We start from the raw sequence: 23,984 nt of genomic DNA, 5'->3' as shown, positions 1-23,984 counted from the left end.
AATTTCCATTTTTTTTGCGGCTTTTAGCTGGTCAATTTTCCAATGATCTTGACATATTCAAGACTGCTGTGGCCAGTTCATCTAGGCTGATGAACCCGATTAATTTGTTTTCATTCTTTTGTTGGTGTCGGTTATAAAATACTTTATTTTCATTGTCTTTTATCCCGGCTATCACAAATCCTGTTATTTTATTAATATCTTTTTCGCTCAACTCCATTTTCTCAAGAACCTGATTTTTGCTTCGTCTGATTTCAAATAGCCAATCTGATACCTGACTATATGCATGATTTAGATCTGCGGTTTCGTGTCCGTTCCTTTTGAACAGTCTCATTTTTGGCCTTTCAATCTCTATAAATATTAAATTGTTGTTTGCATCTAAAACTGCGAAGTCTGCTTGGTGATTTCCGATTATTTCGGGCTTGTTAAATACTTTTTTTGCATTGAACATACAAAGCATTACCGGATTTTCTTCGATGAATCTTTGAATTACGCTTTCATTATTTTCCGTTTGAAGGATGCCTATAAAATCACCTACTACAGAGTTAATTGAGTTCTTGGAGTATAGATTTTGTGTGCTTGTTGATTCTGCGGAAAGGAATTTTTGGAATAGCAGCGCGTGCATGCTCTCTTTGCAATACCTTAATGGCGCATTTACTTTTCCGCATTTACACCTAAAATATTCTGGTAAGTCTGACTGCCATATGCAACCGTCATTTTCTAGCTTGGTGCTTCTACTTAATCCTGTATATGCGGGAAATTTTTGATTGCAGGAAGTGCACTTTATCTCTAATTTTGCTTCCTTGTAGCTCATTAGTCTTGATCTAATTCCTTGAACGTCATTGGCATTCAAAGGTTTTTGCGGATTGTAGGTGAAAATAATTTCTGATAGCCACATTTCCTCTTTATTCTTTTTATTTCTTAGAAATATCGCTACTACACCGGGTTCTTCAATTAACACGCCTCCGGCTGGGATTTCGAAACTAATCCATTCTTGATACTTTAGATAACCGTAACCTTTTATTTTTTCGCCTTTCTTTTTTGGGGGCTTTCCCAATACAGATGTTTCCCATATGATCTTGGCCTTTCTTTTGAACACTAGCTCATAGTGTCCATCGAAAAAGTCTTTGGTAAAAGAGTTGTGTACGATGAAGATGTACTTCGCGTTATGGGGAGAGGTTGGGTAAATTAAGTAGTTCTTAGCTAACCCTATATTTATGAAGTCTGTTCTTGCGTAAGGATAGCTAGCGTCAGAAATGACTCTGTCGGCCATGCCTAAGAAAACTATTGGCGGTGTGCCATTAATCATTGCTTATTCCTTTGCTGAATCTTTTTGTCTTTTTATTGCTTTCTTTTTATATGGAGGGTGTTTAGCGTCCACACACTCCTAATTTTTTATATTTTAAAGGTCAATATAATTAGTTTTTCTTTCGATTTTTTCCTGGGCGAATGTTTCGTATGCTTTATAGCAGCTCTCCTTCCTGTTCTTACACCTTCCTCCACCTGCGGGCAACCTTGCTTGCTATCTTCAAGCCTTCTTTTGTGTTCCTAATTCTTTTTGAGCGGCTTTTGTCATTGGGCTTATTTGCCCTGCATCTGATAACTCTTCTCCATACGCCAGCCATAGCATGTACTCAGGCCGTGCTTTTCCTATTGCTTCGATTTCTTCACGCCTGAGTTTTGCTTTCCGTTGGAGAACATTAGTCCATCTGGTATGGCTAATGCCTGTCCTTTGGCTCAGAGAATCTTTACTGGCTGGCTCAGTTTCAATAATTAAATTGATTCTGTCTATTACATCCAATAACGGCTTAAGTATTTATTGCTGGCAATTAATTACCGGTAAGTATTGCCTTTATCGGTAGTTGATCGTGGTTCATTGTGGCTCAGCGAGGTTTAAAAACCAAGCCCTGAACCGTAACCGGAAAGGGTGCTTGATATGCCGACTCCCGTTGTTTACCTCACCTTTGATAACGGGCTGGAGCTCCGCCTCTCAAGTTCCTGTATCGATTTCTTCATGGCCGTTCTGGTCGTCTTCTGTTCACTGACCATCAGTTCCATAGCATCCATCACATTATCCCTGCTGGCGGTAAAGACTTTGCCCTGCATTTCGATCAAGCCTTCTTCGGCCTCCCTATTGCTAACTCCTTATGTAGAAAGAGTTTTTGCCGCTAGCTCGGGCTGTTCGTGCTGCCCGTCGTTTGTGGCACATTTATTTGCATTCTGGCGATCAAATCTAGGGTTGACAATCATTCAAACGCCCCCCAAAATACGCGCCCTCACTATGGCTAGATAGCTCAGCTGGTTAGAGCACAGCACTCATAATGCTGGGGTCGGCGGTTCAAGTCCGCCTCTAGCTACCATATACGACAAGGGTCAGCAGGTTAACGCCTACTGACCTTTTTTATTGGCTTACCAAAAACTTACCAAACTTTCCTTTTTACCTCAGCCGCAGTATTTACAAACCACAGCTTTCGCAAAACGCACCGTGCCACCACAATCTAAAAGCAACGCTCCACGCTGGTTCGTAACTCGCCGTTACAGGCGTCTCCGACGGCTCTCCGAGGGCTTAGGGGGATGATCCCCCTAAGAACCCACAATCTCATGCTGCAACATCCCCAGTAATAGAAAGCCGATACCAACGGGAAGAACCAAAGGGTTGGGTGCACACCCGTGTTAGATGATTGCCACCCATTGCCGTGTGGACAAAACGCGAGAGTAACGCCTTAACCTGAAACACCGTGTTGCGTTGTTGCCCACACTGCCCGCGCTCACGCGCCCTTGTTGCCTATCCGGCAACCACAGGTAGCAATATAAAAACTTAAAAAGCGATTCCTTTTTTTTCCTCTTCGAGAGTCGCGCGACTTATCACTGAAATGGTTTTTCAATCGCGTGATTATCGTGCTAACCGGAAGCATTGCGCGGTGCGATTAAAAAACCATTCCAGTGAACGCCGTGATACAACGTCATGAAAGCAAGAAGTGGTCAACAGGGTGTCATATCAGCGAGAGTTCCCGAACCTTTGCCATGTAGTCAGGGGCAAGGTGTGCATACCGCATGGTGATCTTCAAGTCTGAGTGCCCAAGGATACGTTGCAGAGTGAGGATGTCACCACCGTTAATCAGGAAGTGACTTGCGAACGTGTGCCGCAACACGTGAGTCAATTGACCATCCGGCAACTCAATGCCCGAACGCTCCACCGCCTTGCGAAATGCCCCTTTGCACGGAGAGAACAACCGCTTTCCTGTGGGAAACGCCAGCGACCGCAGATAGGCCACCAAGTCAGGCTTCACAGGCACAACACGCACACGGCCATTTTTAGTAGCAGCGAACACTATGCGGTCATCAAGAAGCCCTGTAGGCGGCAAATCATTAGCCTCAGACCAACGAGCACCCGTAGCAAGACACAAACGAACCACAGCACCGCAATGATTATTAGAGGACTGATCACATGCGTGAAGCAATGTCGGAATTTGTTCCAGGGTGAGAAAAGATAATTCCCGCTCACGCTCAGCAAACGTGCGAATTTTAGCAAGAGGATTTTTGCCCGCGTATTGATCCAACCGAATAAGTTCAGAAAACACCGCCCGCAAATAACGGGTTTCATGGTTAACCGTAGAGGTAGAAACCTCAGTCAAACGGCGCTCACGATAGGCTGAAAAAGCTGATCCGGTAAATTTATCTAAAGTAGGATCACCAAGAGCATTAACAACCGCCAAAGTGCGAGATAATCGATACTTAGCGTCACGCAAAGTACGACCATGCAGCCTATACCAAAGTAGCACCAGATCGGAAAGGCGACGCTTATCGACTTCAAACCGCTCAGGGGCAGCTTGATAATCCATCTCATATTGAGCCTGCAAAACCTTTAGTTCTTTACGAGACCTCCTAATGCGAACAATACGAGGACCAGAAGAACCAGCAGGGTAAAAATCCAGTTTATACCGCCCATCAGAAAGCTTTTTTATCACCGGAAGATCCCCTACCACCAACAAATAAAATCGAAACGAGAAAGCCAGCGATAAATCCAACCGCTATCCACGCCAGTGACGTGTAAAAAGTAAAATTTTCAAACCAGACAAGAAAATCCCAGAGATCAAGAAAAAGCGCCTCACATGAATCAATCTTTTCCATAAAAACCCCCTTAAGCAGCCACACCGTTTAACAAGTGCAAACGCATTTTTTCAGATACAAATTCAAGCAACACGTCATAAAGCACATCAGAGTTACCATAGAAAAGCACACCAAAATAATGCGCCAAATCAGACTCCAACCCCGAGGAAAGGAGTTTAGAAACCACATACTCAGGATTGAAGCGCTTGCGAGAATAAAGCTTGATTTGATTGCCAAGCCAAAAAGCAACATTGCGACGGGATGAATCAGACGGTGGCTTTTGTTCACGACGATATGGCAACGCCGGAGCAGGGCAAAAAAACTGAATATCTTCAATCAATGCCTGCCAAAGCGGATCAATATAAGACGTTGAGTGCTGCAACCGGAAATTGTTTAACGAATACTGCCAAAGAGCAGTTAAATGTGGAGCCAATTCGGAATAGTTTTTAATTGAAAGAGACTTACCATCAGGCAGTTTAGTACCCCAACAAAACTGATTAATTACCGAGTGATGAAACCTTGCCTCAATCCGATGGACCGTATCCCCAATTTGATATTCACTGGCAGCAACAGGATTAGAAAAATCGCCATCAAAATCAGACGCTGGCACTTGAGACCAGATCGATTCCCAAAAATCAATCTTGTCACTCTTTAGGGACTCGGCAACTTTATCGTAAACACAAAATTGCAGAGACCCAGCCGAGCCAAAAGTATAAGACTGACCAGCCCCGTAAATCACCGCCGTTTCATTCAATTCAAGCTGGGCGTTACTGATCGAATTAAATTTATATTGACGCTTAGCTTTTGCCACCAAACGCGCCTCAAAGTCCGCAGGAACCACAAAACCCTTAACATCTACCGCAATATGGACAGACACCCCAGCGTAGACCAGCTGGACGCAGAACAGCGACGCAATACGATCAATTTCAGCCGTCAAAGACTCAGGCGTATGTTCAGCAATAAGCTGGGGCGTGCACTCGATCTTAAGATGACTGGCGGACAGGTCAGCATCCGCATAAAACGATTTAAGCAGCACCACAAAACCAGCATCAAGGTTTTTAAGAATGAACTGGTAGCCAGACGCTTTAGATGACCGGGTAATCAACCAATCAAGACCACCCCACGTAAAGACAATATCACCGCCATCATAGGCTTGCTGGATAGCACAAAGCACATCATGGCGAATCAGGCAATTATAGAGCTGTTTAATCGTATCCACCCCGGTGTGAAGATAGCGAAGCCCGGAAAGATCAACAGAAGCCGTTTGATTAAAAAAGCGGTGGCCATCACGGTGCCAGAATTTATTTTCGTAACGCATGCGGAGATTCCTAAAAAAAGCGGTTTAAGGAAAGAATGTGGCGTTTTGTGGTTCTGTGTGTGTTTGCACTCCCCTTATTATTAACGTGTTACAGAGACGTTAGCGTGCCGCCGCGAGCGGGCGGGGCAAGCCCTGTTCGCCCGCATTCGCGGCAGGCCGAGCAGATTGATAGTACTCATCAGGTTTGGTGTGATCGAAATAACCATTTTCCACATAGTTGTAACAAGCAGTTTGTGAAATGGTTATAGGGGTAGCTTGTTGGCTAAAGCATTTACATACACCGGTAAGGTTATTGCGAATGCACTGAGGCCGTGGAAAGCTCTTAGGGGTGGTTACCGCATCATAGATAGGTGCAGACCAAGGCACATCAGGCAAACGCGGTGTAAACGACTGGGTGTACTCTTCTGTGGTGATAAATTTTGTTGTGCCTGATGAAGACGTGGTGGTCAACGACGGAAAACTTAACGATACACCCGTAGAAGATTGCAGTTCAGCATCAGCCAAAGCCACCTCATCCCCAAGCCGATCATTCCAGCGCGAGAGAAAGTGAACCACCAGCCCGATAAGCAATGCCAGGAAGATAAACGGAATAAATACCTTGAACGGAATCTTGCGCTTGTGAGTGTGGACCTCGGCGGATTTATAGAGGCCATAGTATTTCTTATCGAAAGAAACCCTTTTAACTACCGCCTCTTTGCGCTTGAAGTGATCCTCGACATCTGGCACACACTTTTCCCACGTCATCCACTTGGCCGACTCCAAGCCGAAGACCCGCTCAATATGAACATGCTTACCCACAAAGCGACGAAAGCCCGCATCTAACAGCATAGGATTCTGTGTGATGAAGATGAGGTCATAGCCTTTGTGGCGATGCTCCGACATTTTGACGATCCAATCCGGCATAGGCTTGCGACTGTCGCGAGTAGGCATCAGGTATTGCGCTTCATCCACCACCAGCACCGCACCATCCGGCAAGGTATCCCACTCCATTACCTCATCCGCCGTTAACTCAATCCATGGCAATTTCAATTCCTTGATACGGTGATAATAAATCTCCCGGTTTTTGAACGTGGGATCTTCATTAATCATCTTCAATACGTTTAACGTCTTCGAGGAACCGGGAACACCTGTAAATAAATAGATCATGACTACGCCTCCATGCCGCCCGGAATATTGGAAGGTTTATTCCATACAACTTTTGCAGATTGTGTTGTGACTTTAATCGTGATTGCTACGGACATGGCAGCAAACATCATCGACATTCCGATATCCAATTTCAGCAAAAGTAAAATTTGCAATAGGTCCGAGGGAAGGCCATCAAATTTGTTCATCAGGTACGAAGACAAAGAGTCAATAAAGAAATTGAAACCGAGGAACGACACCAGCCCAATTCCGAACAACTTTAAAATGAACCCCATCATCTGAGGTAATAATGCAAAAATGAATGTTGCCAGCCAGCCCCAGAAGGATGTAAACGCAAAGCGGAAATAGGACAATAAGCCTGCCAGTGCTCGCAAAAGTAAACCGACCATATCAAACCCCCTGCAAAGAACGATAAATAAGAAGTGACGAAAGGTAGGAGAAAATTAACACAAGGAAGCCCGACAACTGAGTAGCTAAATCGCAGAAGGGCTCATAGGAAACTTCATAGCTTCCAACAGACAATTGAATTGTTCGAGGTGGCGGACATGAACCCGACGAAGGAGAATTACCAATGGCATAAACATCAGAAAGGCCAAAATCTTGCGAAGACAAGTCAATGCGATCAGGCGCTAATTGTGTAAGCACTCCGTTCTCATCAGTTTCTTCACCCTCTTCTGTCAGCGTGGTAATAAACTCATTAAATTTGCCCTCATCCTCAGTCTTGAATCCATCAAGGCCAGAACCGAAGTTATTTTCAACGAGGTCAGAGTTTTGTTGATGATCTTGACAATTAATCAGCCAGGTTTGCTTGAGGACAGAACAACCGACAGGATCACCCGTACAACTCGGCTCCTCGCCACAACTGCCGGCAGCCGTGGATTGTTTGTCAGTATTGCAACGGTGGTAATGCGCGTTTAAGAGAATTGCACAGCCAACCGGATCACCATTACACACCGGAGCCGCACCACAGGTTCCCGCCGCCGCTGCATCAGCCCCATCACTGGAGGCTTGCCCCTCACTGCTCGGCATAGGATTGGATTGGCAATACCACTGATCACCAATCTGGAATTTATTAGGACACGTTGAATCAGCAGGCACAGGATTACCCGGAGAAGAACTACCGCTCCCACCATCATCACCACCATTACCGCTTGAAGAATTACCGCCACCCGACGAAGACGCCGAACCACCACCAGAAGAAGAACCCGCCGAGGAATTACCAGAAGACGAAGAAGAAGGCTCAGGCAAACAATCACCTGTCTCAGGATCAATACCCCAAACACAAATCGGTTCAGAAGAAGAAGCCGAAGAACTGCTACCCTCACAGTCCCCAAAAGGGCAATCATCATCTACACATGAAAAATTTGTCCCGTTGTACTGCCACGACTGACCCGCAGGGCATGAGGAGGCCATATAGTTGCATTTATTGTTGTAGTAGCCGACGAAATTGGAAAACCCACTGCAAGAACCGTTGCAATAAAACGCTTCCCATTGATATTCAGTGTGTTGAGTAGGACCAGTAATAAGAATGCCATTAGGAAGCGGGTTAGAGCATTGTGAATTAGGCGTTGGATATGAGCTACAAGAACGAGAAATCCAATTAGATGTACACGCGGGATTAGTTTGAGCAGAAGCAGGAAAAGAAAAAAGCAATAAAACCAAATAAATAACGGCAGTAAAAACAAGCATATAAAATGAATAGAGCCGGGGATCTTTAAACACAATCACACCCCCTCACCCATCACCACCAACGCCGCGAGCAAAACCAGTAACAAGTAGGCATAGGGATCAAAAAACATTGTGGTAGCCCTCAAAGAAAAAAGGAGGCCGAAGCCCCCTTTCTGGGTTGTTGCTATTAACCGAAGAAAGTCGCCTTCACCCACTTGATACCGACGGCAGTCACCGCCAGACCGATCATGGCACCGCCTACGGTGATGATGTCGGTGTTGGTGTCGGCCATGTTGAAATCAATCGGCAGAACAGACTGAGCCTGTGCAGCACCGGCCAAAACCACACCGGATACAGCAGCAGAAGCAGCCGCAAGTTTTTTGTTGATAAACGCAAATTTGTTTTTCATGGTTGGTCACCTTTTGGAGAAGAAAGTAAAAGTTTTAAAATCACACGCACACTGATGGCAGTGAGCATGATTGCTATGGTGCCCCCGGCCAGTTCGTAGTAATCAGCCTGGGTAAGCTGGCTAGAGCGGACGAGAGCACCAAGCAATTCGTTCTCCGAAACGGATTGCCATGCGGAGCAAGATATCTGGTTGTCGATCACGACAATTTCAGACTCGCACCGGAGATAATGCATACCCTACACCTAGCCTTATGCGCTGGGTTTAGAGCTGGAAACAGTTGAAGCCGAACCCGCCGAAGGCTTGGTATCGACCTTCACACAGTGCTGGCCCATGCGACCGCCAGCGGCTTTTTTCAGGCGCACATGCATATCAACAGGCGAGGGATACTTGGCCAATTTCAGGCTGTGATACACATCAGGATCACAAGGCAGTTTCATCATGACGATGCCTTTCGCGCCCTCTTCTTTTTCGTCAACTACCTCTTGACCAACATAGAGAGACGCATATTGCTTGCCGTCAACATCAGCGAGAGAAGCACCATACAAATTCACAGACATTACTTGGTTCATAACAGTTACCTTTTGGTTAAATGAGCTGGACTTTATTAAATCCTGCGCCCCAGCTTGTCAGCGCAGAATGTGTTGAATAAAAAGGTGGCACATGCACACGGACGATCCGCATATCGCCTTTAGTGTGTGCAGTGCCAGAAGCGGAAGTCATTGCGGAGCAGGAAGCTGACTGACTGTTGAATTTATTCTCAAAGTAAAAAATCGCTAAAGACCAGATCAACGCCGAGTGAACAAGAAGAATTAAAAAATGAACAATGTGTTTTTCTTTGATCACGATAAAAGCCCCTACCAAGGAAAACTCAAATTAGGCGATTCAGAAACCAAGCACCCCAAGATCAATAGCAACACCAAATGCGGAAGCAGATACAGGAAGCAGCGAGACAGACGAGTAATAAAAACGCTAGTCATGAGAAAAATCCCCGCTGGAAAAAATCGTTTTGCCAGACTCCAACATTTTCACGAAGCGGATCACGTCGATAAAACGCTGGCGGCCAATCTTTACGTGCGGGATTGTGTCTTGCTCTACCCAGCCGCGAACGGTGTCTTTGGTCACGCCTAAGAACTGGGAGAATTGCTCCTGTGAACTCACCGGAGGCAGCACGGACAGCTTTACCGGTGTGTTGTGATCGAACGACATTACGCAACCTCAACAATAAATTCACGAGTACAGCAGTCAAAAATCTGATGAAGCTGACCAATAGTTAAATCTTGGAAACTAATAGAACGAAGCTGACAATAAGCAGTAACACGCTCATAACAGAGTTGAGTAAAAGGCGCATTGCACCCAGAAAGCTCAAGACCACGGAGAAAGTGCAAAAAAAGAGTTTCCGAAATCATTACGCAGCCGCCTTAGCAGCATTCACTTGCTGCAAAAATTCTTTAAGTTTTGGGAGTTCAGAAATCGGGAAGCCGAAGAAGGCTTGATCGAAGTACAGGGTGAAGCCTTTACCACCGGCATCAATAACGTGATGGATGCTGTTGGAGCTGATGGTCAGTGAACCGACGACCAGAAAGGCCATGAAGAAATCGATACGGGGACTTGAGAGGCGGAATTCCAGCCCATTATCAGCGGTGAGGTAAACAACTGGAGTCGGCATAGCAAGCACCCTTTACGGTTAAGGTTCAGGGCTTGGTTTTTAAACCTCACTGAGCCACAATGAACCACAAGAATTAATGCGATAACTAATTATTAGTTATTTGATCATTTTATGGAAATAAAACTAATTAATAGTTATGAATGTAATAGATAGAATCAAGCTATTGAGAACCTTGGAAGGAATTAGCTATAACGAGCTTTCCGAAAGGACGGGCATTGACAGAAAAAGACTGGAAAACGTAATAAACTTAAAAGCAAAGCCAAGACATGAAGACATCGAAGCAATCGGAAAGGCATGGCCGGAATACATGCTTTGGATCGCATACGAAACTGAATTACCAGAAGCGGGACAAATAAGCCCAATGACAAAAGCCGCTCAAAAAGAATTAGGAACACAAAGGAAGGCTTGATATTAGCAAGCAAGGTTGCCAGTAAATGGAGGAGGGAGCAAAACCAATGAAATACTTAATCACATTCTTGTTAATTACAATAACCCAAATTGCAACAGCAGACGATTGCTCACACTGGGAAAGAGAAGCCGATTACTACACGGACCTAAGGAGAAAAGGTGGAAGCAACCATCAAATGAATTGGTGGCTAAAAAAGAGAAATGAATATCGGCAGAAATATCACGACTGCCGACTAGACGGAGGAACCACCGGCCAAATCGAAAAAGTAAAAGGCAGCAGAAATAAAAATAACTATGCCGACTACAGAGACCATGTACACAGCAACACCAACGACGAAACACTGCAAAAATTAATCAAAACCTGCAATTACTGGATAAACACTCACAACAACCACCCCTCATTTGATCATAAAAATTACCGAGATATCGCATGTAAAGCAGTAAGCGCAAGAGAAAGGGAAATCAGAAACCCAACAACACCAGACACACCAATAGTCAGAAGTGTCAAAGAATGCATGAAACCCAATAACGTCATTGACGAAGAAGTAAAAGACTGCGCCCAGGGTAAAATAAGCCCCTATTGGCTAGGTGAGACCAACAATGAATTGTGTGAATTTTGGATAAACGAGCACAAAAAAGACAGCTCAGATTTTAACAACAGCAGAATGAAAATGGCCTGCCAATAACAAGCTATTAACCAATCTAATCACCAATTACAGTAAAAAATAACCGCTTAGCATGTTTCAGTAAGTTTATAAACCATTGTTTTATATAGAATTGTGGGCCAGCATGGACAGATACACAGTTCTCATAATGCTGGGGTCGGCGGTTCAAGTCCGCCTCTAGCTACCATATTCGATAAGGGTCAGCAGGTTAACCTGCTGGCCTTTTTGTTTGCTCATTTTTTGTCCATTCTATTTGGTTCGCCATCGAGTCTTTGCCCTTCTTATGGGTTTGTCTCTAGGCCATTTCTACCCCCTATTACTTATCACTGGAATTTTTCGAATAGCGATCATCTTTGCTCGTGATTCACATGATGTGATTGAAATAGAGCTGGCCACTATATAACCATGGCGACCCAATCAAACGTCAATATTTTTCCAACGCTTTTTTTCACCTGACAGGAAATTTCTGTTTATCCACTTTCTTCTCATCTGTCGCATTTAGTTGAAAACGTTTTCCGCCAAAATATTATTTTTTTCGCACAGTCATAAACTTACAAAAATTATCCTGAAATCGTTTTCAGAAATTTGAAAACGATTTCTTTTTTTCAAAGCCTTGTTTTCTGCTGGACAGGTAATCCTGCACGTCTTTAAGATGATCTGCGTTGGGTGAAGCAGTTTCTTATAAGCAATAATCCGCTGCAAATGTTCCGCCCGATACCTATGTTTTAACTTACCCAAAAAGGGAATTTTTCATCTGGCGATTAATGGCAAATGTTGGCAAGTATTAAGAGCCGGATGATAAAAAATAATCCATAAATGAATAATTGGAGAGGTTCATGAACATCAAACGAGGTTTTAAGAAAAAAATTCTGGTAAGCGCCATCGCTTCCTATGCGGCAATCGGTTTGAGTGCTCAGACACAAGCGCAGGCTGGCAATGATACGGTTGAGGAAATTGTTGTCACGGGTGTTAGAGGTGCGCTGACATCCGCAATGGACACCAAGCGCGAGTCTTCCGGTATCGTCGATGTCATTAATGCGCAAGATATCGGTAAATTCCCGGACACTAACCTGGCAGAATCACTGCAACGTATCCCTGGTGTGTCTATCAATCGCGAGGGTGGCGAAGGAAAGTTTGTAACGGTTCGGGGTTTTGGTCCCGGCTTTAACGTGGTGACGCTGAATGGCCGTCAGCTAACATCGGAAAATAATAACCGCGATTTTGAATTCGATACGCTCGGATCAGAAATGATCAACGCTATCGTGGTCAACAAGAGTGGTTCAGCGCTTACCGATTCCGGTGGCATTGGCTCTGTTATTGATCTGCAAACACCGCGCCCTTTTGATGTTGGTAATAAGTTTGCCGGTACTATCAAGTATAACTATGAAAGTCTGGCGGAAGAGGGGAGCCCACAAGCCTCGTTGTTGTACAGTGGCAATTTTGCAGACGATACCTTGGGGATTTTATTTGCCTACAATCACTTTGAACGGGATTCGCGCGTTAATCGTGTAACCAACGCAAACTGGGCGCGGGTGGAAGCCAATTCGGGTTCTAATCTGTATCCGGACGAAACGGAATTGCGTTCTAACGCCAATCCTGATGGCCGTCTGTATCTGCCACAAAACCATTTCATCCAGGTGCAACAAGATCAGCGTACACGCGACAATGCTAATTTAGTGTTGCAATTTGCACCCAACGAAGATTTCACCATAACGGCGGATGTACTCTATTCCGAGTTCGAGTTGTTACGCGATCAAAATATGCTGGTGCATTGGTTCGGCAGCCGTCCGGATTGGCGCGATGTCGTAGCGGATGAAAACGGTACGGTGACACACTTTATCGCGGACCGGCGCGAAGGCGAAGGCGTTGTGCAAGCCACCGAGTTCAACGCAATTAAAGAAAACCGGAAGTCCAACACTTTAATGGGCGGCCTCAACTTTGCGTGGGACGTGACCGATACATTGAGTCTTTCCGTGGATGCTTACCACTCTGAATCTGAATACGATGACCCTATGGGGTATGGTAATTCACAGGTGACCATGGGTTATCGCAACCGTCTGACCTGGGATTTGGGTGATGGCTTTATTCCCGCCATCTCCGGCTTTGAGTCTGACACGGGTTCGGTTCCCTATCAGCCAGATGCTGACGGTAACCTGACTATTCCGAATGGCGATTACCTTGACCCCAGCAATTTGCGGCCGGGCTTTACGATTCGCAACGGTCGCGTTGTGGATGACACCATTGATCAATTCAAAATCGCTGGTGCATTTAAATCCGATGAAGCGACGGGTTTGGTAAAAGCCGATTTTGGTCTTTCCATGAAAAGCCGCACCAAGGCGCGCCAGCAATTTACCACCGGGCGCGGCCTGACTGAGCAAGAGGCGGAGACAATTGCTGAGAATGAGCCGCGCGCTTACGTCGGCCCAGGTGCAACGCTGAACTGTATGTTCTGTGGTGGCGAGTTCTTCTGGACGGAAATTGCACCGCCGCAAGTGTCCGTGCTTGATGCGGGTTCTGATTTCCTCAGCGGTGTGAGTGGCAGTGGAAATATTCAAACACAATGGTTGGAGTTTGATCACGACGAGTTCCGTCGCATCTACGAAGGCCACGTCGGTGTTCCTTTCACGACAGTCAATGTACCTTCAGAGTCTTACGACATTGATGAAGACATTATGTCGCTCTACACGCAATTGGAGTTCGCGGGTGATTTGGGTGGTTACCCTTACGGTTTTGTAACGGGCTTGCGCTATGAAAAAACGGATCTGACCATTACAGGGAATCTCGCATCGATTCTGCGCGTCGAGGCTGAAGGTGCGGAAGTGCTGAATGAAGTGCTCACAGCGGTTACGCCGACCAAGTTGGAATCGGATTATGCGATGTTCCTGCCGAATGTGAATTTCAGAATTGATTTCACTGAGGACTTGGTGGCGCGCGCGGCTTACTCGAAAACCATTACGCGTCCGTCTATGCAAGAGTTACGTCCCAATCTGGAGTTCAGGGATCTTAAACAGAACGGACCCTATCCGGTCACGGCGGGCAACCCGGATCTGAAGCCGCTGGAGTCGGATAACATCGACTTGTCTCTGGAGTGGTACTACGGTTCCGGTAGCTACGCCTCTATCGGTGTGTTTTACAAGCAGGTGGATAATTTTATTGTTAATGCAACGAGCGGGCAGGTTTTCCTGGGTGAAGACGGGGAGCCAATCACTGACCCGGCGACCGGTAGCATTACTATTATTCCTCCTGGTGGTGCGCCTTCTGATCTTATCGATCCAAATGATCAGGTCATCGAGTTTGCGGTAACCAAGCCGTCAAATGTTGAGACCGCTGATGTCGATGGTTATGAGTTGGCGGTTCAGCATATGTTCGGTGAGACAGGCTTTGGTGTGGTTGCCAATGCGACCTTTGTTAATACCAATGCCGAGTATGACGCGAGCAAATTTGATCAAGGGTTTGCGTTGGTTGGCCTGAGCGATTCCTATAACCTTGTCGGTTTCTATGAAAACGATAAGTTTGAGGTGCGTTTGGCGTACAACTATCGCGATGGCTTTTTGCAATCACTGGATCAGGGCGGCGTAGCCGAGCCAACCTTCGTCGAAGACTACGGCCAATTCGATCTGAGTGCGAGCTATAATCTCTTGGAGAATGTTTCTATCTTCCTGGAAGGTATTAACCTGACGGGTGAAGAAACACGTTGGCACGGTCGTTTTGCCAACCAATTCTTGCTGGCAGAAGAAAGTGGTCCACGTTATACGGTTGGTGTACGTGCATCCTTTTAATAATCTCTTTCAGTAAGGAGCAAGACAAGGGTCTTTTTTAAAAAGGCCCTTTTTAACAACCGGTTATTAAACCAAAGTCCAATGTTGAAAATATAATGATAAATGACAGCGTAAGACATGTGGTTGTAGTAGGTGGCGGAACCGCTGGTTGGATCACAGCGGGTGTTCTTGCTGCAAAATGTGTGAAAGAGCAGGGCCGGGATTTGACGATTACCCTGATTGAATCCCCGACGATCGGCAATGTTGGCGTGGGCGAAGGAACCTGGCCGTCAATGCGGACGACCTTGCAAGCTATGGGGATTTCCGAAGCTGAATTTATTCAGCAATGCGATGCAACCTTCAAGCAAGGTGCGCGCTTTAATCGCTGGGTTGATAACGCTGAAACTGATTTTTATTACCACCCATTAATGCTTCCCTTTAACCTGGGGCCAATCAGTACGGTGACACACTGGTTGGACAATGCACCCAACGCCGAAGGGCTTTCTTATTCGGCAGCTGTCTGTCACCAGGAAGCCATTTGCGAGGCGGGTCTCGCCCCCAAATCTATTACCACGCCCGAGTATCAGGGCAATCTTAATTATGCCTATCATCTGGATACCAATAAATTCGCCGCGTTTATCAAAGACCATTGCATCAACAAGCTCGGTGTCCACCATGTGGTCAATGACATTATCGGTACCCGTGCGGGCGAAGATAGCGAGATAGCCGTACTGCAACTGGCAGATAACACTGAGTTGGTTGCGGATTTTTATATTGATTGTTCGGGCTTTGCCGGCTTGTTAATTGACAAGCACTTTAAAGTTCCATTCATTGATAAAAGCGACGTGTTATTTTGCGATAGAGCGGTTGCTGTGCAATGTCCTTATGGCATTAATGGGAAATCTGTTATCGCCAGTCACACGATCTCAACCGCGACCGGGTCCGGTTGGATTTGGGATATAGGCTTGCAAAGCCGGCGTGGGATTGGGCATGTTTATTCGAGCCGGTATATCGATGATGAAGAGGCAGCGCAGGGCCTGCGTGATTATGTTGGCGAAGCCGTGCGGGATTTGCCCTTACGCTTTATTAAATATACGCCGGGTCACAGAGAAAAATTCTGGCGAAAAAATTGTGTAGCGGTGGGGTTGTCTGCCGGTTTTGTTGAACCCCTGGAGGCTTCATCTATTCTGCTTGTCGAAATTTCCGCGTACTGGATCGCTGAAAAACTTCCTCAGTATAAAAGCGGTTTTGCGCGTTGCGAGCAACAATTCAATGAGATTTTCAGATACCGCTGGGATACGATCATTGAGTTTCTGAAGCTGCATTATTGTTTGTCAAAGCGCAGAGATACCCCGTTCTGGCGCGACAACACCAGTCCGGAGTCTATTCCCGATACGCTCCTGGAGAAACTGGCTATGTGGCAGGAGCATTGCCCCTCCGTGTTGGATTTTTTGAATCGTGCAGATGTGTTCCCCTTCGAGAGCTACTGTTATATTTTGTATGGTATGAAGTTCAAAACGGCTACCCATAGGCCGGATGAAAAAAACCTGCAACGCCTTGAACATAAAGTTACTAACCAGCGCCGACATCTGACTGCGCTGATGAGCGCTTTACCTGCTAATCGTGCACTTATCGATGCGATTCGTAAGCACGGCCTACAGAAGATATAAATCTATGAATGCAAACATTGAGGTGCTGGACAATAAAACCCATAAGGATCTCCAGGTTGACTTTAAAGAAGCGAGAAAGTCGGCATACAAACAACGATTGATTCCGGTGGTTGTGTCTGAGTTTCATACGTTGATGTTTCATTATCCGATCGTTTTTGTTAAGGATGGTGAAACGGGAGCATTTACCTGCTCACTATTGTTGGGTGTATCTGGAGAGTCGAGTTTGCTTGATGGTCAGGATATCTCTAATGATGACATGCTGCCACTAAATGTACGCCGACTTCCGTTGGTTGCCATAGAGTCATCAGATGCTGCTGGACCGGTTATCGGGGTCAACCTTGACTCTCCGTGCGTAGGTAAAGGAGAGAAGCTATTTGAATCGCAGTCCGAAGGACTGGAATCAGCCGTGGCTGCGCTTGGGGAACTCTATCGAGGCTACAAAGAAACGGATGCATTTATAAAAACTGTCTTGGAACTAGGCCTGATCACCAGACTTAAAGCAGAAATACAATTTAAGGGTAAACCCAAGACGGCCCTGGAAGGGCTTTATGGCATTGATACAAGCAAAGTGCTGCAAATCACTGATGGCGATGACAAGGATAAATTTTTGAGCATTGCTAATTTCGCTTATGCGCAAAGCTTTTCGCTGTTCAATATGCGGAAATTAACCTTTCTTAGTAGCTGACTGTTATGCGCGATTATTATCGTTGCGATATCTGATTTTCATCCGTTATTTTTTTTAAACAGAACAATATTTAATTGTTCTGTTTAAATATTTTAATCTTCAGTAAATTACCTTCTTAAACTGCTTCTCTTGCTATCCACGATAAAATTTTTTACATAGAAATCGTTTTCATAAAATTGAAAACGATTTCATTTTTTAAGACGCCTTTTATTCTATGGAAGCAGCCGCTAAGCTAATGCTTGGGTTGCGAAGGATGTCTGCTGCATCTTTTATTTTTTTAAAACATTAGTCGAAGTAAAAATAATGAAAAATTTATTCTTGATATTGGTTTCTTTTATGCTTGTTACCTCATGCGCTCATAAAAAGATCGATACCCTGGTGTCCTCTCCCTCCAACAACCTGAATGTGGAATTTTTTCTGACGCAGGAAGGACAGCCAGCATATCGCGTGCTTTATAAGGGGGGCGAGATCGTGAGCAAGTCATTAATGGGCTTCGATCTGAAAGATGCACCGGCTTTGGCTAAAGGGTTCAAGATCATTTCTTCAGATACCTCCAACTTTGCAAATACATGGGAGCAGCCGTGGGGTGAGGAGCGTTACATAGAGAATCGCTATACAGAACTGCGAGTTGGCTTGCAGGAAGTCAGTGAGTTGCAACGTAAATTGAATATCGTTTTTCGCGTGTATGACGACGGCATGGGATTTCGCTACGAATTTCCGCAGCAGCCTCAGTTGGGCTCATTTGAAATTATGGATGAGTTGACCGAATTTGCACTGACGGGCGATCACTCAGCCTGGTGGACGCCCGGCCAAGCCGGGAATCAATATGAATACCTGTACCAGAATACACCGGTCAGCGAGATGAAGCTGGTGCATACACCGCTGACCATGGAAACTGCCAATGGGACTTTTATCAGTCTGCATGAAGCCGCCCTGTTTGATTATTCCACCATGAACCTTGCAGTAACGTCCGGCACCTCATTGCGGGCAGCCCTGGTTCCCTGGAGCAAGACATCTGAGGTTAAGGCGAAAGTAACAGCGCCGTTTGCAACACCCTGGCGGACGATCCAGGTTGCCGATAAAGCGACGGATTTATTGACGTCTTATTTAATTCTCAATTTGAACGAGCCGAATAAACTCGGCGACGTATCCTGGGTCAAGCCCGGAAAATATGTGGGTATCTGGTGGGAATTGCATTTGGAAAAAGGTTCCTGGAATCAGGGGCCAAAACACGGTGCGACTACCGCCAACACGAAAAAGTATATCGACTTTGCAGCTGAGCATGGCTTTGTCGGAGTTTTGGTGGAAGGCTGGAATGTTGGTTGGGATGGTGAGTGGTGGAATCATGGTGGCGATGCGTTCGACTTCACCAAACCTTATCCCGATTATGATGTAGACGAAGTTACGCGCTACGCGAAAGAAAAAGGTGTTTACATTATTGGTCACCACGAAACCGGTGCATCTACCGATAACTACGAGCGGCAATTGGAAGCGGCGTATCAGTTTCTCGAAAAATACGGCATGAAGGCGGTGAAAACCGGGTACGTGGAAACCGGAGAATTGTTAACGAATGGTCATTACCATCACGGCCAGTTTTTTGTTCGCCATGCGCAAAAAGTTACCGAGATAGCGGCAAAGCATAAGGTCATGGTGGTTGCTCACGAAACCGTGAAAGACACCGGTGAGCGCCGCACCTATCCTAATTTAATTTCACGCGAAGTGGCTCGCGGTCAGGAATACGATGCCTGGGCTACGGATGGTGGAAATCCGCCGGACCACACAACGATTTTGCCGTTTACCCGTATGCTTTCCGGCCCCATGGATTTTACACCGGGCGCGTTTGAATTGACCTTGCCGGATCGTCCGAACAATCAGGTGAACACGACACTGGCAAAACAATTGGCATTGTATGTCGTAATTTATTCGCCGGTACAAATGGCATCGGACCTGCCGGAAAATTATGAAAAACATCCGCAGGCGCTGCAATTTATTAAAGACGTTGCGGTGGATTGGGAAACAACCCGCGTATTGGGTGGTGAGATCGGTGAATTTGTCAGTATCGCTCGCCAGGAGCGGGACAGTGATAACTGGTTTGTGGGTGCAATTACCAACGAAGATGCGCGCAACCTGACAGTTGCACTGGATTTTCTGCCAGCGGGAAAATACTACACGGCTAGCATTTATCGCGATGCGGACGATGCCGATTATCGCTCCAATCCTGCGGCTTATGTAGTAGAGACAAAGCGGGTGTCTGCAGCCGATACCTTACCGCTACGCCTGGCGCCAGGTGGTGGTGTGGCTATCAGTTTGCTGGCTGAGTGAAATGGTGATTGCAAACACATAAGAAATTTACGCAATGGTATTCCGGTCCCCAGGTGCATACGCCGACCTCCGGTACCTTGAGCAGAGGATCTCAATAACCTGTTTCTTCCGTCAGGTTGCGATGTCAATTTACAACTCTGCTCTTTTTTACAACCCAATTGGTGGTGCCGGTTGTTGCGGCATCACCAAACCATCTGGCCGTGGAGCTGGATAAACTTCTCCCTCAAATATGCTGACCAGGCCGGCAGGGCTTAGGCTTTTTCGCTATTTTGCGACTCGGTTGCCAATAATCAGGTGCATAAATCTCCGCAGCTGGCTAGTATGAAGTTAATGCCTGTGGCACATTTCCTGTCATCGGCGAATAATAAAGCTCTCCCTACATCCCTGTGCATCACAAACCATCTATAACAAAGCTGAATTTAGGGGATCGACATGATCGGTATTAAAGAAATTGCCAAAGAGGCAAACGTCTCACCTGCCACCGTTTCGCGCGTACTCAGGAATCCTGAGCTGGTTGCTGAGGCCAAGCGCAATACAGTTTTGGAAGTCATCAAGCGCACGGGTTATACGCCTAACAGTCTGGGTGTCAGCCTGCGCAAATCCAAAACCTATAACCTGGTTGCTGTCATTCCCGACGTGATCAGCGCTTTTAATTATCCCGTGATCCGCGCGATCGAAAGTATTGCTTTGCAGCACGGTTATTCGCTGCTGTTGGGCGACACCCAGGAACAGGAAAGCCGCGAACGTTCCTTCGCCGCTATGGCGCGCTCGCGCCAGGCCGACGGTATTTTATTATTCTGCTCGCGCTTGCCCTTTGATATTGACCCCGCGATTCCACTTGCCGACCAATTACCGCCGATGGTTAATGCCTGTGAGACTGTGTCGGTGACAGGCTTACCAAAAGTGAATATTGATAATGCCGCCGCCGCCGAAGATGCCGTGAATTATTTGCTCTCCCTCGGCCACCGCCGCATCGGCATTGTCGCCGGCAACATGACATCACCCAGCACTCTGGACCGCCTGCAAGGTTATCGCCGCGCGCTACAAAAAGCCGGTTTACCTTACGAAGATGAATTGATTGAAGTCGGTGATTACGGTTTACAAAAAGCAGAACAGGCGACGCGCAAACTGGTTGCGCGGGAAAATCGCCCCACTGCGATCTTTGCTTTCAGCGATGAAATGGCCATGAGCTGTCTGGCTACGCTGCACAACCTCGGCTATAAAATCCCGCAGGATTTTTCCGTCATGGGTTTCGATAATATTTCCTACGCCCAATACTGCTATCCCGCCCTCACCACCATCGCCCAACCCATGACGGAAATCGGCATTGCCTGTATGGAATTACTGTTGCCCCAGTTAAATGGCGAGCCGATGCAAGAGTGCAACAAGATACTGCCGCACAAATTGATTGTGCGGAATAGTACCGGGGTGGTGGGTGGTTGAGTTCCGTTATTTGACGGGCACAAAACTCGTATCAATGACCTTACTCAACACCTGTTCACTACCATTCACCAGCACATGAGCCGTGCAGTTCATGCAGGGATCAAAACTCTGAATCGTGCGTTGAATATCAATAGCGGCGAAGTCATCGGCATTGCGAAAAGCGGTTTCCAATATCGGCGTATTCAGCAGGGCTTTTTCCATCGGTCCCGGTGTGCGGGTCGGTGTGGTGGTACCGGCGTTGATGCGTGATGGGATGGCGATCTGGTAGTTGTCGATACGTTGTTTATCAAGGACTGCCCAGTGCGCGAGAAATCCGCGGCTGGCGCCCCATAATCCCACGCCGAGCTGTTTTGTTTGGGCTTCATTCGTGTTTGCATCGTTTAATGCGGCATGGGTTTTTGTTTCGCCCACGGCGAGCAAACGGTAGGCGCTGTCAATATTTTCCCGGGTTACGGCCAGATTAAACGCAAGTGCGTAAGCGCGTGCGCGATTGCGTGCAAACGTATTCCATACGTCCGGTATATGCCATTCCAGTTCTACAGCTTTTTCATTCGCTGCGCTGAGTAGGAAATGCATGCTGGAGCCGGTAGCGTGAAGGTAGGGGCTCTTGGGAATTTTTTGGGCAGCGGCGGTGAGATAGAGGCGTGCATAGGCGCCGACCTCAAAGTTGTGTCCGCGCCAGGTGAGGCTTGATCCCCAGCTGTATGCATTCGGACTGGCGTTTTTACCTGCGTGCGTTTTTTTGTTCCAGGGATGGAGTTGGCTGATAGCATTGCCCACTGGGTCGTGTGTAATGACATCGGCTGCGGGAATATCAATGCGTGATTGAAAGGAATAATCCAGATTCTCTTCCATGCCGGCATTCAATTGACTCAGCGATACGCAAGCTAACTTGCCATTGATAATGGCGGCGGGGGTAGACCAGCGGTGTTGCCCCCAGATGTCGCAGGTTTGATAGCTACCGTCATAGTGATCCGGGTGATCCCACTGACCGAAGTCCAGCAACGAAGCGTCGCTGCGTCCCAAATCTTCATAACGCGGATTGGCCGACAACATAAAATCAAAAATATCATCCCAAATAGCAGCAGCTTTTTGGCTGTAATGCATGAAGGGCTGCAACATTTCGCTGAAGTGTCCCAGCTTGTGCGCATCGGCAGTCATCGTGACGCCGCCGGGGATAATGGATTCGGAATGCGGATATTTTCCGCCGAGTAAAATATAAGCCTGGCGCGCAAGCGATACCATCTGGAGCGCTTCGCGGTACAGCGATCCGGAACCTTTATTTAGCTCCACCATAATATCGCTGATATGTGTATAGCCGTGCAGGTGCGAAAATTGACTCTTGCTTTGCTGTGCCCTGCTCCAGATTTCCGGATTGGTTTTTTCAACGATGGCTTGAGAATAATCCGGGCCGGCGAGGACAAATAAATGCATACAGTTGTCGCTCAGGTACTGACAACTGAGCAGTAAATTGCGCAGCACAATGCCAAAGGGCGGCGGTTTTATGCCGAGTGCCATCTCAAGGCACAGCGCGGAAGCTGTTGCGTGTACACCACCGCAAATACCGGAGGCGGTAGCGCTGACCAGCCCCACCTGGCGAAGATCCCGTCCCGGTAATAGCGATTCATAGCCGCGAAATGCGGTTGCCATGGATGCTGCTTCGATGATGCTTTTATCATTCAAATCGACGCGGCAATTCACCGCCAGCCCGCCTTCCAGTTTGCTCATGGGGTCGGATGCCTGAGTGATGGCATTCTGCTGTTTGACCAGTTCTTGCATGGCCGGGCTCAGTCGCGGTGTATGGGCGTCGCGCTGATTTACTTTGGCGGTGTTGATCAGTTCGGCTAATTGCAATTCCATTGTGTGCTCCATGTTTCCTCGTGGTGCGGTTTCACGCTTCCGCTGATAAGTGCGCTTCTTCAACTTCCCAGGCAGGTGCGGCGATATGGCCGTACCAGGCTTGTTCCGGCGCATCGCCATAGAGCGCATTTTTAACTTTAATCCAGATCTGGTTGCCCCAGTCGTAATGCCAATAAAGAATCGGGTCGTTAAGGAAGCCTTCGCTGCGCAGTGCCCAATCCATCAAGCGACGGTTCCACAAGCGTTCATCATCATCGGCAATAAGTCCCTGTTGCCATTGCCGTTCAAAATAATCCGTGGTGCTGGCTTCAATAATTTCTTCAAAGCGTGTACCCATATTTATCCAGCGTCCGCTGTCACGTTGTCGTAGTGTGATATCAATCGATGCACCGGTAATATGAATCGGAAAGGTACGGGCATCACGCGGGCTAAAGTTGCGCGGATCACGCACGTAACCCAAGGCATATTGCCGCCACACATCTTCGTTGCCGTCGGGGAGTTCGCGGCGACCACGTTCGTAAAAAAACGTCCATAAACCGCGCTGACATTCAATGGGGCGATAGGCATCCAGTATCAGTAACTCGGCGTTATAGGGATGCAGTAATTGATTGGCGCGAGCCAACTTTTCAGCGATGGTTTTTCGTAACCAACCTTCCTGCCGCGAGCCCTGAATCGGCTTTTTATACGGTGTATTGCTGCCGTCTGTAACAGCGTGCCAGGATAAAAAAGGCAGGTCATAGTGTTTCAGATTGACCAGAGGTTCGTTATAAAGCGGTGATGTTTCATCAATAGGAATTTGATAATGCGGTGCATGAATCAGCTTCAGATCCACCAAGGGAATCCTGTGATCAATATCGTACAT

At 46.8% G+C, this 23,984-nt stretch carries 23 protein-coding genes and 1 tRNA gene; 8 read left to right on the top strand and 16 right to left on the bottom strand.

Features of this window, described 5'->3' with window-relative positions; all coding sequences use genetic code 11:
* Nucleotides 1–31: 31 nt before the first annotated feature.
* Nucleotides 32–1,306, bottom strand: a complete 1,275-nt coding sequence (locus CBR65_RS10340) for a Shedu anti-phage system protein SduA domain-containing protein (RefSeq protein ID WP_087466777.1) — start codon at nucleotides 1,304–1,306, stop codon at nucleotides 32–34.
* Nucleotides 1,307–1,525: 219 nt separating this feature from the next.
* Nucleotides 1,526–1,798: an XRE family transcriptional regulator gene (locus CBR65_RS10335; protein WP_232461408.1), complete on the bottom strand. Its 273-nt coding sequence runs from the start codon at nucleotides 1,796–1,798 to the stop codon at nucleotides 1,526–1,528.
* Nucleotides 1,799–2,280: 482 nt separating this feature from the next.
* On the opposite strand from CBR65_RS10335, the gene CBR65_RS10330 reads away from it, so the two are divergent.
* Nucleotides 2,281–2,357, top strand: a tRNA-Met gene (locus CBR65_RS10330).
* 633 nt (nucleotides 2,358–2,990) lie between these two features.
* Here CBR65_RS10330 and CBR65_RS10325 read toward each other — a convergent pair.
* The 12 genes from CBR65_RS10325 to CBR65_RS10270 all read right to left on the bottom strand — a co-directional run bounded on the left by CBR65_RS10325 (nucleotide 2,991) and on the right by CBR65_RS10270 (nucleotide 10,311).
* Nucleotides 2,991–3,965, bottom strand: coding sequence for a tyrosine-type recombinase/integrase (locus tag CBR65_RS10325; RefSeq protein ID WP_087466776.1), 975 nt, complete (start codon nucleotides 3,963–3,965; stop codon nucleotides 2,991–2,993).
* Entirely contained in the window at nucleotides 3,946–4,128 is a 183-nt protein-coding gene (locus CBR65_RS10320; RefSeq protein WP_087466775.1) for a hypothetical protein, read from the bottom strand. The genes CBR65_RS10325 and CBR65_RS10320 overlap by 20 nt, the downstream gene beginning before the upstream one ends.
* Nucleotides 4,129–4,138: 10 nt before the next feature.
* Nucleotides 4,139–5,425 (bottom strand): hypothetical protein, encoded by a 1,287-nt coding sequence (locus tag CBR65_RS10315; protein ID WP_087466774.1) that lies wholly within the window; start codon nucleotides 5,423–5,425, stop codon nucleotides 4,139–4,141.
* Nucleotides 5,426–5,524: 99 nt separating this feature from the next.
* Nucleotides 5,525–6,571 (bottom strand): zonular occludens toxin domain-containing protein, encoded by a 1,047-nt coding sequence (locus CBR65_RS10310; protein ID WP_087466773.1) that lies wholly within the window; start codon nucleotides 6,569–6,571, stop codon nucleotides 5,525–5,527.
* Between the two features lie 2 nt (nucleotides 6,572–6,573).
* Nucleotides 6,574–6,957 carry a DUF2523 family protein gene (locus CBR65_RS10305; RefSeq protein ID WP_087466772.1) on the bottom strand — a complete coding sequence of 128 codons (384 nt, stop codon included), beginning with the start codon at nucleotides 6,955–6,957 and terminating at the stop codon, nucleotides 6,574–6,576.
* Between the two features lies 1 nt (nucleotide 6,958).
* Nucleotides 6,959–8,296, bottom strand: a complete 1,338-nt coding sequence (locus CBR65_RS22080; protein WP_157672033.1) for a virulence factor TspB C-terminal domain-related protein — start codon at nucleotides 8,294–8,296, stop codon at nucleotides 6,959–6,961.
* 127 nt (nucleotides 8,297–8,423) lie between these two features.
* A complete protein-coding gene (locus CBR65_RS10295) occupies nucleotides 8,424–8,645 on the bottom strand; it encodes a hypothetical protein (protein WP_087466770.1) in 222 nt (73 codons plus the stop codon).
* Nucleotides 8,642–8,878: a hypothetical protein gene (locus CBR65_RS10290; RefSeq protein ID WP_087466769.1), complete on the bottom strand. Its 237-nt coding sequence runs from the start codon at nucleotides 8,876–8,878 to the stop codon at nucleotides 8,642–8,644. Before CBR65_RS10290 ends, CBR65_RS10295 begins: the two co-directional genes overlap by 4 nt.
* A gap of 15 nt (nucleotides 8,879–8,893) precedes the next feature.
* Nucleotides 8,894–9,214 (bottom strand): hypothetical protein, encoded by a 321-nt coding sequence (locus CBR65_RS10285; RefSeq protein WP_087466768.1) that lies wholly within the window; start codon nucleotides 9,212–9,214, stop codon nucleotides 8,894–8,896.
* Between the two features lie 16 nt (nucleotides 9,215–9,230).
* Nucleotides 9,231–9,488 (bottom strand): hypothetical protein, encoded by a 258-nt coding sequence (locus tag CBR65_RS22075; RefSeq protein ID WP_157672032.1) that lies wholly within the window; start codon nucleotides 9,486–9,488, stop codon nucleotides 9,231–9,233.
* Between the two features lie 126 nt (nucleotides 9,489–9,614).
* Nucleotides 9,615–9,851 (bottom strand): helix-turn-helix domain-containing protein, encoded by a 237-nt coding sequence (locus CBR65_RS10280; protein ID WP_087466767.1) that lies wholly within the window; start codon nucleotides 9,849–9,851, stop codon nucleotides 9,615–9,617.
* 199 nt (nucleotides 9,852–10,050) lie between these two features.
* Nucleotides 10,051–10,311, bottom strand: coding sequence for a hypothetical protein (locus CBR65_RS10270; protein WP_087466765.1), 261 nt, complete (start codon nucleotides 10,309–10,311; stop codon nucleotides 10,051–10,053).
* 136 nt (nucleotides 10,312–10,447) lie between these two features.
* Between CBR65_RS10270 and CBR65_RS10265 the strand changes: the two genes are divergently transcribed.
* From CBR65_RS10265 to CBR65_RS10230, 7 genes are all read left to right on the top strand, one after another.
* Nucleotides 10,448–10,720 carry a helix-turn-helix transcriptional regulator gene (locus CBR65_RS10265; protein ID WP_087466764.1) on the top strand — a complete coding sequence of 91 codons (273 nt, stop codon included), beginning with the start codon at nucleotides 10,448–10,450 and terminating at the stop codon, nucleotides 10,718–10,720.
* A 46-nt stretch (nucleotides 10,721–10,766) separates the two neighbouring features.
* Nucleotides 10,767–11,405 (top strand): hypothetical protein, encoded by a 639-nt coding sequence (locus CBR65_RS10260; RefSeq protein WP_157672031.1) that lies wholly within the window; start codon nucleotides 10,767–10,769, stop codon nucleotides 11,403–11,405.
* 815 nt (nucleotides 11,406–12,220) lie between these two features.
* Nucleotides 12,221–15,163, top strand: a complete 2,943-nt coding sequence (locus CBR65_RS10250) for a TonB-dependent receptor (protein WP_087466762.1) — start codon at nucleotides 12,221–12,223, stop codon at nucleotides 15,161–15,163.
* Between the two features lie 95 nt (nucleotides 15,164–15,258).
* Complete coding sequence (locus CBR65_RS10245) at nucleotides 15,259–16,812, top strand: tryptophan halogenase family protein (protein ID WP_087466761.1); 1,554 nt, start codon at nucleotides 15,259–15,261, stop codon at nucleotides 16,810–16,812.
* Nucleotides 16,813–16,816: 4 nt separating this feature from the next.
* Complete coding sequence (locus CBR65_RS10240; RefSeq protein ID WP_157672030.1) at nucleotides 16,817–17,497, top strand: SapC family protein; 681 nt, start codon at nucleotides 16,817–16,819, stop codon at nucleotides 17,495–17,497.
* Between the two features lie 336 nt (nucleotides 17,498–17,833).
* The gene (locus CBR65_RS10235) at nucleotides 17,834–19,819 is read left to right on the top strand and encodes a glycoside hydrolase family 97 protein (protein ID WP_198300932.1); all 1,986 of its coding nucleotides are present in this window, start codon (nucleotides 17,834–17,836) and stop codon (nucleotides 19,817–19,819) included.
* Between the two features lie 432 nt (nucleotides 19,820–20,251).
* Nucleotides 20,252–21,262, top strand: a complete 1,011-nt coding sequence (locus CBR65_RS10230) for a LacI family DNA-binding transcriptional regulator (RefSeq protein WP_087466758.1) — start codon at nucleotides 20,252–20,254, stop codon at nucleotides 21,260–21,262.
* Between the two features lie 6 nt (nucleotides 21,263–21,268).
* Here CBR65_RS10230 and CBR65_RS10225 read toward each other — a convergent pair whose 3' ends face one another.
* Both CBR65_RS10225 and CBR65_RS10220 read right to left on the bottom strand, forming a co-directional pair.
* Complete coding sequence (locus tag CBR65_RS10225; RefSeq protein WP_198300931.1) at nucleotides 21,269–23,122, bottom strand: nickel-dependent hydrogenase large subunit; 1,854 nt, start codon at nucleotides 23,120–23,122, stop codon at nucleotides 21,269–21,271.
* A gap of 31 nt (nucleotides 23,123–23,153) precedes the next feature.
* Complete coding sequence (locus CBR65_RS10220; protein ID WP_157672029.1) at nucleotides 23,154–23,984, bottom strand: M15 family metallopeptidase; 831 nt, start codon at nucleotides 23,982–23,984, stop codon at nucleotides 23,154–23,156.

Origin of the sequence: Cellvibrio sp. PSBB006 (assembly GCF_002162135.1) — a bacterium.
Taxonomy (GTDB): Bacteria; Pseudomonadota; Gammaproteobacteria; order Pseudomonadales; family Cellvibrionaceae; genus Cellvibrio.
This window is presented reverse-complemented; position numbering and strand designations above follow the sequence as displayed.